Annotated in this window: 9 protein-coding genes; 5 read left to right on the forward strand and 4 right to left on the reverse strand. The window is 65.8% G+C overall.

Translation table 11 applies throughout. The features are described from left to right. Nucleotides 1-12: 12 nt before the first annotated feature. Entirely contained in the window at nt 13-981 is a 969-nt protein-coding gene (locus QX124_RS19980) for an SDR family NAD(P)-dependent oxidoreductase (protein WP_315774235.1), read from the forward strand. 169 nt (nt 982-1,150) lie between these two features. After that, the gene (locus QX124_RS19985; protein ID WP_315798057.1) at nt 1,151-1,540 is read left to right on the forward strand and encodes an endonuclease domain-containing protein; all 390 of its coding nucleotides are present in this window, start codon (nt 1,151-1,153) and stop codon (nt 1,538-1,540) included. Nucleotides 1,541-1,580: 40 nt separating this feature from the next. On the opposite strand, the gene QX124_RS19990 is transcribed toward QX124_RS19985, so the two are convergent. From QX124_RS19990 to QX124_RS20000, 3 genes are all read right to left on the reverse strand, one after another. Then, complete coding sequence (locus QX124_RS19990) at nt 1,581-2,057, reverse strand: GcrA family cell cycle regulator (protein WP_315798045.1); 477 nt, start codon at nt 2,055-2,057, stop codon at nt 1,581-1,583. Between the two features lie 87 nt (nt 2,058-2,144). After that, the gene (locus QX124_RS19995; protein ID WP_006614936.1) at nt 2,145-2,342 is read right to left on the reverse strand and encodes a hypothetical protein; all 198 of its coding nucleotides are present in this window, start codon (nt 2,340-2,342) and stop codon (nt 2,145-2,147) included. 955 nt (nt 2,343-3,297) lie between these two features. Next, a complete protein-coding gene (locus tag QX124_RS20000; RefSeq protein ID WP_315798046.1) occupies nt 3,298-4,239 on the reverse strand; it encodes an acetamidase/formamidase family protein in 942 nt (313 codons plus the stop codon). 130 nt (nt 4,240-4,369) lie between these two features. Here QX124_RS20000 and QX124_RS20005 point away from each other — a divergent pair, with 130 nt between their 5' ends. Continuing rightward, entirely contained in the window at nt 4,370-5,158 is a 789-nt protein-coding gene (locus QX124_RS20005) for a YdcF family protein (protein ID WP_315798047.1), read from the forward strand. On the opposite strand, the gene QX124_RS20010 is transcribed toward QX124_RS20005, so the two are convergent. Then, nucleotides 5,155-7,002: a tetratricopeptide repeat protein gene (locus QX124_RS20010; RefSeq protein ID WP_315798048.1), complete on the reverse strand. Its 1,848-nt coding sequence runs from the start codon at nt 7,000-7,002 to the stop codon at nt 5,155-5,157. The genes QX124_RS20005 and QX124_RS20010 overlap by 4 nt on opposite strands. Before the next feature lie 186 nt (nt 7,003-7,188). Between QX124_RS20010 and QX124_RS20015 the strand changes: the two genes are divergently transcribed. Further along, nucleotides 7,189-7,974 carry a DUF169 domain-containing protein gene (locus tag QX124_RS20015; RefSeq protein WP_315798049.1) on the forward strand — a complete coding sequence of 262 codons (786 nt, stop codon included), beginning with the start codon at nt 7,189-7,191 and terminating at the stop codon, nt 7,972-7,974. A gap of 127 nt (nt 7,975-8,101) precedes the next feature. Then, nucleotides 8,102-9,280: a saccharopine dehydrogenase family protein gene (locus tag QX124_RS20020; protein ID WP_315798050.1), complete on the forward strand. Its 1,179-nt coding sequence runs from the start codon at nt 8,102-8,104 to the stop codon at nt 9,278-9,280. Nucleotides 9,281-9,396: the final 116 nt, after the last annotated feature.

Consider the following 9,396-nt stretch of genomic DNA (forward strand, 5'->3'; position numbering starts at 1 on the left):
GGAAGAGCATTGATGAAGGATTTCGCCGGCAGGATCGCCGTGATCACCGGAGGCGGCACGGGCATGGGCCGCGAGCTTGCCCGCCAGCTCGTGGCCGAGGGCTGCAACGTCGCGATGTGCGACGTCTCGGTCGAGGCGATGGCCGAGACCAAGCGGCTGTGCGAGGCCGAGAAGCTGCCGCAGGGCCTGCGCGTCACCACCCATGTCGCCGACGTCTCGATCGAAGCGCAGCTCCAACGCTTTCGCGACGAGCTCGCCGAGCAGCAGGCCACCGACAAGATCCATCTGCTGTTCAACAATGCCGGCATCGGCGGCGGCGGCAGCCTGTTCACCAACAGCCGCGAGCAGTGGGAGCGCACCTTCAACATCTGCTGGGGCGGCGTCTATCTCGGCGTCCGCACCTTCCTGCCGATGCTGCTGAAGGCGGACGAGGCGCATATCGTCAACACCTCGAGCGTCAACGGCTTCTGGGCCTCGGTCGGCATGGGCGTCTCGCACACCGCCTACAGCGCCGCGAAATTCGCGGTGAAGGGTTTTACCGAAGCGCTGATCAACGACCTCCGCCTCAACGCGCCGCACATCAAATGCTCCGTGGTGATGCCCGGCCATATCGGCACCTCGATCGTCTCCAACTCGCGCAAGGTGCAGAGCGGCACCGAGTCCGACGAGCTCAGCGAGACCGAGATCATCCTGGCCCGCCAGCGCATGCAGGGCATGGGCATCGACGTCGCCGCCATGAGCGACGCCGACATCCAGGCTGCCGCCCGCGAGCGCGCCCGCAGCTTCCTCGAGGACGCCCCGACCACGGCGGCGCAGGCCGCCAAGATCATCCTCGACGGCGTCAAGGCCGAGCAGTGGCGGATTCTGGTGGGCGAGGACGCCAAGCTGCTGGACTTGCGCGTCCGCCAGTCGCCGGAGCAGGCCTACGAGCCGGAATTCTTCCAGCGCTTCGCGCAGGAGGCTGGGTGGAAGCTGGGGTAGGGGCGGTCCTATTGGTTCAGTTGGGGAGTTGGGACGGAATCTCTCGCCCCGGAGACGGTGAGCCCCCTCCCCCTTGCGGGGAGGGGTCGGGGGTGGGGGTCCACGAGTCGCGCTGCGTGTGATGAGATTTTCCGCCATGGATGATCGCCAGCAAACATTCGCCCGCCGGATGCGCGCCGAGCCCACCGAGGCCGAGCGGATCCTCTGGCAACGTCTTCGCCACGATCTCGATCTGGCCGGTTCTCACTTCCGCCGTCAGGCTCAGATTGGGCCCTTCATCGTCGACTTCGTCAGCCGCAAGGCCAAATTAGTTATCGAAGTTGATGGAGACCAACATGATTGGCAGCAGGAGGAAGACGCGGCCCGCACGCGGAAGATCGAGGCGTTGGGATATCGGGGTGATGCGCTTCTGGAACAGCGATGTCCTGGGAAACATCGAAGGTGTACTTCACGAAATTCAGCGCGCGTGGACCCCCACCCCCGACCCCTCCCCGCGAGGGGAGGGGAGACGAGGCCGCCGCGCCGTCCCCGCAAAATGCGGAGACTAGGCAAAGCGTGAAAGCCGTTAAGCTCGTAGGATCTTTGCTACGCCGCCCTCATTACCGCGACGACGCCACCCGGTACGCCATTCGCGTATGGCTCGGGCAATACGGCAGCCCCTCGATCGGCTTCGATCCGCAGAAGCAGAAATCATCCGCGCCGGGCGTCGAGATCGGCCAGCGGCAGCGTTCCTTGGAGAGCTCGAACAGCGAGCAGCCATTCACGACGGTGCCGACCGGTTCCTCGACGATCGCAGGCTGCGGATCGTTCTGGACCGCGCGCAGGATGCGGCGGCGCAGCTTCGGCACGGGACGGCGTGCGCCATCGCGTGTCGTCTCGGCGCGCACCACGCGCCTGGTGTCGCCGCCATTGTCGCGCGTCAGCGCCAGGCGGGAGATCTTGCCGATCACGGCGTTGCGGCTGACGCCGAGCTCGGCGGCGATCTCTCGGCAGGTCAGCCCGGCCTCAAAGTGCTGCTTCAGGGCCTGGAGCCGTTCCTCGGTCCAGGTGGGGAGTGTCTGTCGTTCGGCGGGCATTGTTGTCGCTTCCAAGTTTGATCCGTCCTGGATCGTCCTGGCCGACGGCTGCACCGAAAACTGTTGTCCGCGTTGCGTGTCCCTAGCTTACGCCCGTCCGTTGTCGCGAATCGACAGCAGCCCATCCTTGATGGCGAGCCGGATGCCTTCTTCAATCAACGTCCTGCAGACACCCGGAACGCTGGTGCCGTGGGTTCCCTGTTTCACGAGCTTTTCGAGATAGCCGATGGTTGCCAGGGCTAGGGTTACGGGGATGCGGTCAGTTTCGGCTTTTTCCGTCGCCATGCCTAAAAGCTAGTCCGTAACCGGTGTACAGAAAAGTAACTTTTTAGACTCTATTAGGAATCCAATAGGTTGTACAGCGGCTTGGGGATAACTGGTTAAGATATTGAATTTTATGGAAATATGACGGACCGGGCCGGTCGCGACGGTGACTCTCCGCCCGCTCGGCGAGTCCGGGGCCGGAATCCGATGGCGAAGCACGGGCCGAGAAGATTCGCGTGAGCCGCGGTGTCCGACAGTCTCTTCAACCACCGTTGTGCCACGGTGCCTGGTTGGGGAGCCCTGGCTGAAATTTTTGCAGAGCAGGCGGACGGTCATCGCGGCCACCGCGAGAAAATTCGTCATTCCAGAAATATCTCTTTCGCTTTTCCGGAAATTGTGCTTTAGTGTCGCCATCCCGCCTCAGCCGGAGGGGCGTTGCGCGCGATCGTCACGACACGCGAGGCGGGGAGCGATGGCCGCGATGGAGCGCAGCGTGTCCTTATGGTCGCGCGGACGAACGACTCGGCGCGGACGTGAAGTCGCAGCGTGCTGACACCCCGATGCTGGTGTCCCCGCGGTGGTACGCGAAAGCGCATCATCGCGTATGGTGGCCAACAAGCCCGGCGCACCAGGCAGACTGCGTATAAGCGTGAAGACCATCGCGCAGGGAAGGCCGGGCGTTTCTCGGCTGCACCTGTGGTACCTGCCGCCTGCATTTTTTCTCGCAGGCGGGCCGCAGGCGTCAGCCGACGCCTGGCCTTCCCTGCGCCCTCCGACCTTTCAGAGGGTGAGATGCTGCAACAGAGCTCGGGCATGACCTGCCGCGGGATTGCGGACGCTTGTCCCTGAGTTGCTCCGCTCTCGCCTCATTCTCCGTTGTCGTCCCGGGCAAGCCACGACGCGTCAGCGGCGACCTGGCGCCGACCCGGGACCCATAGCCCCAGGGAGCTGTTGGTTTGCGCAGATCTGACCATCTTCACCCGTGCACGACGGCCTTCGCGATCATGCAATGAATGCCCTTGGAGCCATTGACGGTCTGGGTCACCCGCAGATCGGCGGCGAGGCTGCACAGCGTGTAGGCGTCCTCGCGCGACAGATTGCGCTTCTCGCCCAGCAGCACGATCATGTCGCGCAGCGCACGCACCACGCATTGGTCGAGGTCGGGGTCCATCGCCATCGTCATGTAGTGCGTCGCCGTCTCGGCGCGCGGATAGTCGAACTTGAGATCCTTGCGCACGGTGAGACGGAAACGGCCCTGCAGCGCGGTCTCGATCGCGGTGACGCAGACCTCGCCGTCGCCCTGCACGCCATGGCCGTCTCCGCAGGAGAACAGCGCGCCCGGCACGAACACCGGCAGATACAGCTTGGCGCCCGGCCTAAGCTCCTTGTTGTCGAGATTGCCGCCCATCGCCCGCGGGATCAGCGATGTGATCCGGCCCCAGGCCGGCGGCGGCGCCACGCCCATCACGCCGAAGAACGGCGCCAGCGGCAGCTCCAGCCCCCACGGCATCTTGCCGACCATCCTGGTCTTGTCGAGGGGGATGTTCATCAGCCGGCTCTCGTGGAAATCGTCGGGCAGGGTGCCGGCCAGCGGCCGGATGAAATTGTAGCCCCAGTCCTGCCGCAGCTGGACGTCGAGGATGTCGACCTCGAGCACGTCGCCGACCTCCGCGCCCTTGACCGCGATCGGGCCGGTCAGGATGTGGCCGGGCACCATGCGCTCGCTGCGGGCGTGGACGTCGAACAATTCCGGCGGCACGTGGAATTTGCTGGTGTCGGGCACCACGTCGGGCCCGCCGCTGATCGAATCGATCGTGACCTCGTCACCGCTGTCGATCGTGAGCACCGGCTTCAGCCGGGATTCGAAGAAGCCCCAATGGCAGGTCTCGGGGCTCGCGTGCAGATGGTGATGGGCCATGGTCCTCTCATTCGTACCGGTTCGGGACCGAGCATAGCGCATCTGCTGGCCGCCGCAGAGAGATGGCGACGCATGGCGGCTGTCGTGTATGAGGGCGGCCGTGGCACCTCACCCCGCGCCGGAGCTCGCAATGTTCTTTGTCCTGTCGAAGACGCTCGGCCTGCTGGCGCTGCCGACCAATTTCATGATCGCGCTGGGCCTGCTCGGCGCCATCCTCATGCTGACCCGGTTTGCCGTGCTGGGGCGCAGGCTGGTCGTCTCGGCCATGCTGCTGCTGGCGATCGTGGGCCTGACGCCGCTCGGCAGCCTGATGCTCTATCCGCTGGAGAGCCGGTTTCCGAAATGGGACCCGGCGAACGGCGCGCCGGACGGCATCATCGTGCTTGGCGGTCCCGTCGATTCCGACCTGTCGGTCATGTACGGCATGCCGGTGACGGTGGCGGGCGCCGACCGGGTGATCCAGGCCGCCGCGCTGGCGCGGCGCTACCCGAATGCGCGCATCCTGTTCACCGGCGGCAGCGCCAACCTGATCGCGACAGAGGCCAAGGAGGCCGATGTCGGCGCCGAGATCCTGCTCAGCCTCGGCGTGCCCAGGGAGCGGCTGTTGCTGGAGCGGCAGTCGCGCAACACCTACGAGAATGCGATCTTCTCCAAGGCGATGATCTCTCCGAAGCCGGGCGAGCGCTGGCTGCTGGTGACCTCGGCCTATCATATGCCGCGCTCGGTGGGGCTGTTCCGCAAGGCCGGCTTCCCGGTCGAGCCCTATCCCGTGGACTGGCGCGTCGGCCGCGTGCTCGACTTCGACGGCATCTCGCTGCTCGGACTGCGCCGCGCCGACATCGCCGTGCGCGAATGGGTCGGGCTCGTGGCCTACCGCCTGCGCGGCCGCATCGACGATCTGTTTCCGGGACCGGCCTAGGCAATCGTCTTGCTGAAGCCCGCCGCCTTTGCCGCCAGCTCGCCGCGCACGCGCTCGACCACCGGCTCGTAGCGGCAGCTCGCGTCCTGCCGGAACAGCCGCGCGCTCGGATACCACGGGCTGTCGTCGCGATCGCGCAGCCAGCGCCAGTCGGCGAGATGGGGCAGCATGATCCAGGTCGGACGTCCCAGCGTGGCGGCGAGATGCGCGACGCTGGTGCACACAGTGACGACGACGTCGAGGCAGGAGATCAGCGCCGCGGTCTCGACGAAGTCGGTCAATTCGACGGTGAGGTCGCGGATGCCGCTCTGCTGCGCCAGCACGGCCTTGTCGGCTGGCCGCAGCTCTTTTTGCAGGCTGATGAAATCCGCCCCGAGATCGAGCAGCGGCAGCAGGGTCGCAAGCGGCATCGAGCGGTTGCGATCGTTGCCCTGATGCGGATTGCCGGACCAGACGAGACCGACCCGCAGCCGGTCATGCGCTCGGAGCCGCCGCTCCCAGGCCGCGATGCGCTCGGCCGGCAGTGGCGGGAGATAGCTTGGCGGTGGAATGGTATCGAGCGTGGTGCCGAAGGCCAGCGGCAGGCTCATCACCGGGCAGTGCATGTCGAAGACCGGCCGCTTCAGGTCCGGTGCGTAGGCGAGGCATTGCGTCACGCCGTCGATGCCGGCCATCAGCGGCCGCAGCGCCTCCCGCACCACCAGGATCACCTTGGCGCCGCGCGCGGCGACCATCGGCACGTAGCGGGCGAACTGGATGGTGTCGCCGAAACCCTCGTCCTCCTCGATGAGGAGGGTCTTGCCGGCGATGTCCTCGTGGCCCAGCCATTTGGACTCGGCAAAGCGCGGATAGTCGATCGAGAAATCCGGCATGGCCCAGCGGGCCTCGCGCCGGGCCCAGCCGGAGACGAAGTCGCCGCACTGCAGCTCGATATGCGCGAGCTGCCACGCCGCCTTGGGATGATCGGGGACGAGCGCGAGAATCTGCCGGTAGACGGCAGCAGCATCCTCGAAACGCAGCAGCTGCAGCAGCGCAAAACCCTTGTTGAGCAGCACCTCGACGAAGTCCGGCCGCAACGCCAGAGCCTGATCGAACCACGACAGCGCCTCCGCGCTGCGGCCGAGACAGACAAAGGCATCACCGAGATTGTTGCAGACCATCGGCTCTGTCGGCGCCAGCGCATGCGCGCGTTCGCAATCGGCCAGATAGTCGTCGTAGAGCTTGAGCTCGCGAACGCACCGGGCGCGCATCTGCAGCGACTGCAGGTCGTCGGGCTGCTGCGTCAGGCAGACGCCGAAGGCCCGCACCGCCTCCTCGTAGCGCTGCTGCTGATGCAGCAGCAGGCCGCTCTGGAACGCAGCCTCACGGTGGGCGGGATCGATCGTCAGCGCGTGCTGATAGCTCAGCAGCGCCTCTGCCCCGCGGTCGAGCGCCAGCAACACGCCGCCCATATGCTTCCACAATTCGGCCTCATCGGGCTTGAGCTGGATCGCCTTGTCGAACACCGCGAGTGCGTCGTCGAGCCGGCCCATCTGCTTCAGGGTGAAGCCGAGGCTGGTGAGATAGTCGATCTTCGGCGTTTGCCGGATTGCGCGCGAGAACCACGCCACGGCGTGGTCGTGCTGACCGGTCTGCAGTGCGATGATGCCCAGCAGCGCGAGGCTGTCGGCGTGGTTCGGGTCGGCCGCCAGCGCCTGCTCGCAGCACATCTGCGCATCGAGCAGCTGGCCGGCGCCGAGGTGATGCAGCCCGGCCTCGTAGAGCGCGGCCGGCGACAGCACCGGCGCTCCGCCGGGGCCGGCCTTCGCGCTTGTCGCGCCATCTTTCCGGTCGCGCTGGCTCATCGCGGGGCCCTGTCCGAGGATCAAAAATTCATAAGTGATTCTAGGGACATCGAGAAGGATCATGGTATGGCGTGCGAGCGCGGCGCGCAGAAATACTGGCCTCGGCCGGTGCAAGGCATTAACAAGCGCCCGACATCGAACGCACGGATCGCGCCATCCGATGGGTGCGGCAGAGGGGAACGCCACATGCAACAGCCGAGCGCGCCGGACAGGCTGGATCTGGCGGCCATGGTGGCCGATCTCAACAGCCTGCTGCGGCTGAAGACGACCGTGATCGGCATCAAAATGTTCGCCCGCGTCGAGGACATGGCAGCGATCGAGAAGATCCGCCGTCCCAACGCGGTGCACACCACCGACCAGATCGTCAGCATGGCGGCGCGGCTCGGCTGGACCGTCGGCATCACCGGTGACGATCTCGTCGGCGCGCAGTGCCGCGCCGTGATCGGGCTCGGCCCGCAGGACGAGACCTGGCTCGAGGGTGCGAACTATGTCGGCGTCTGGCACGGCACCGCCGAAGATGCGCGCAAGCGACAGGAGGCGCTCGACGTCGTGCCGTTCGGCCGCTACCAGGCCATGGCGGTCAGCCCGCTTTCGAGCGGCCGGCTCGATCCGCCGGACATCTGCCTCGTCTATGCGACGCCGGGACAGATGATCATCCTGATCAACGGCCTGCAATATACAGGCTACAAGAAGTTCGAATGGGGCGTCGTCGGCGAGACCGCCTGCGCCGACTCCTGGGGCCGCGCGCTGAAGACCGGCGAGCCGAGCCTGTCGCTGCCGTGCTTCGCCGAGCGCCGCTATGGCGGCGTGCCGGATGAGGAGATGTTGATGGCGCTGAAGCCGGCCGATCTTGCCAGGGCGATCACCGGCATGAAACAGCTCGCCAAAAACGGCCTGCGCTATCCGATCGCGCCCTACGGCATCCAGAACGACGTCCGCGCCGGCATGAGCGTGTCGTATGGGAAGAAATAGGTGATCGTCATTGCGAGCGCAGCGAAGCAATCCAGAGTCCTTCAGCAGAGACAGTCTGGATTGCTTCGTCGCAAGCGCTCCTCGCAATGACGGAGCAACTCATTTGCAGCAGATCTAGGGAACAAGAATGACGTCATCCAAATTCGACATCATCGTCTATGGCGCCACCGGCTTCACCGGTCAGCTCGTCGCCGAATACCTGACCACGCAATATCGCGGCGACAGCTCGCTACGCTGGGCGATGGCCGGCCGCAGCCTCGACAAGCTCGCGGCCGTGCGCGATGCGATCGGCGCGCCCGCGGAGACGCCGCTGATTGCGGCCGATGCCTCCGATCCCGCGTCACTGCAGGCGATGGTGGCGCAGACCAGGCTGGTGCTGACCACCGTCGGTCCCTATCAGCTTTATGGCAACGAGCTCGTCGCGGCCTGCGCCGAAACCGGCACCGACTATGTCGATCTGTGCGGCGAGCCGGTGTGGATGCGGCAGATGATCGACAAGCATCAGGCCACCGCCGAGAACAGCGGCGCGCGCATCGTGTTCTCCTGCGGCTTTGATTCCGTGCCGTTCGAGCTCGGCGTCTATTTCGTGCAGCAGCAGGCCAAGAAGGTGCTCGGCGCCGCAGCGTCGCGCGTGAAGGGCCGCGTCCGCGGCATGAGCGGCACGCTCTCGGGCGGCACCGCGGCGAGCGCCAAGGCGACCTTCGATGCGGTCGCCAAGGATCTGAGCCTGGTAGCGATCCTCAAGGACTCGTTCGCCCTGACGCCCGGCTTCAAGGGCCCGAAGCAGCCGTCGGGCAACAAGCCCGTCTATGAGGAAGATCTGCAGTCCTGGACGGCACCGTTCATGATGGCGCTGATCAACACCCGCAACGTCCACCGCTCCAACATGCTGATGGGTTTTCCCTACGGTCAGGATTTCGTCTACGACGAAATGGTGCTGACCGGGCCGGGCGAGAAGGGCGAGGCCAACGCCAAGAAGGTGATGGCGGCAAATGCCGAGAAAACCGGCCCCAACGCGCCGAAGCCGGGCGAAGGTCCCTCGAAGGAGGAGCGCGAGAACGGCTACTACAATCTTCTCTTCGTCGCGATCGCCCCCGACGGCCGCCAGGTCCGCGCATCCGTGAAGGGCAACCGCGATCCCGGCTACGGTTCGACCTCGAAGATGATTAGTGAATGCGCCGTCGGCCTGCTACGCGACGGCGCCGGCGTGAAAGGCGGGTTCTGGACCCCGGGCGCTGCGCTCCGCGACAGCCTGATCAAGCGGCTGGTGGATAATGCCGGGCTGACGTTTGCGGTGGAGGACTAAGAGGTGATGTGCGCACCGATCGCTGCGGATCGGTTCGCTTCGGCCTGATGGGCGCGCGTGGCGGCGATCATGCCCCACATCGTGCCGAGCATCAGGAAGAAGTGCCGCCAGTGGTC

The organism is Bradyrhizobium sp. SZCCHNRI3043, assembly GCF_032377735.1.
Lineage (GTDB): Bacteria > Pseudomonadota > Alphaproteobacteria > Rhizobiales > Xanthobacteraceae > Bradyrhizobium.

Excerpts from the sequence above, each read along its gene's own strand:
- QX124_RS20005 (WP_315798047.1), top strand. The coding sequence starts at position 4,370 with ATGTTCTTTGTCCTGTCGAAGACGCTCGGCCTGCTGGCGCTGCCGACC.
- QX124_RS19995 (WP_006614936.1), bottom strand. The coding sequence starts at position 2,342 with ATGGCGACGGAAAAAGCCGAAACTGACCGCATCCCCGTAACCCTAGCC.
- QX124_RS19980 (WP_315774235.1), top strand. The coding sequence starts at position 13 with ATGAAGGATTTCGCCGGCAGGATCGCCGTGATCACCGGAGGCGGCACG.
- QX124_RS20010 (WP_315798048.1), bottom strand. The coding sequence starts at position 7,002 with ATGAGCCAGCGCGACCGGAAAGATGGCGCGACAAGCGCGAAGGCCGGC.
- QX124_RS20015 (WP_315798049.1), top strand. The coding sequence starts at position 7,189 with ATGCAACAGCCGAGCGCGCCGGACAGGCTGGATCTGGCGGCCATGGTG.
- QX124_RS20000 (WP_315798046.1), bottom strand. The coding sequence starts at position 4,239 with ATGGCCCATCACCATCTGCACGCGAGCCCCGAGACCTGCCATTGGGGC.
- QX124_RS19985 (WP_315798057.1), top strand. The coding sequence starts at position 1,151 with ATGCGCGCCGAGCCCACCGAGGCCGAGCGGATCCTCTGGCAACGTCTT.
- QX124_RS19990 (WP_315798045.1), bottom strand. The coding sequence starts at position 2,057 with ATGCCCGCCGAACGACAGACACTCCCCACCTGGACCGAGGAACGGCTC.
- QX124_RS20020 (WP_315798050.1), top strand. The coding sequence starts at position 8,102 with ATGACGTCATCCAAATTCGACATCATCGTCTATGGCGCCACCGGCTTC.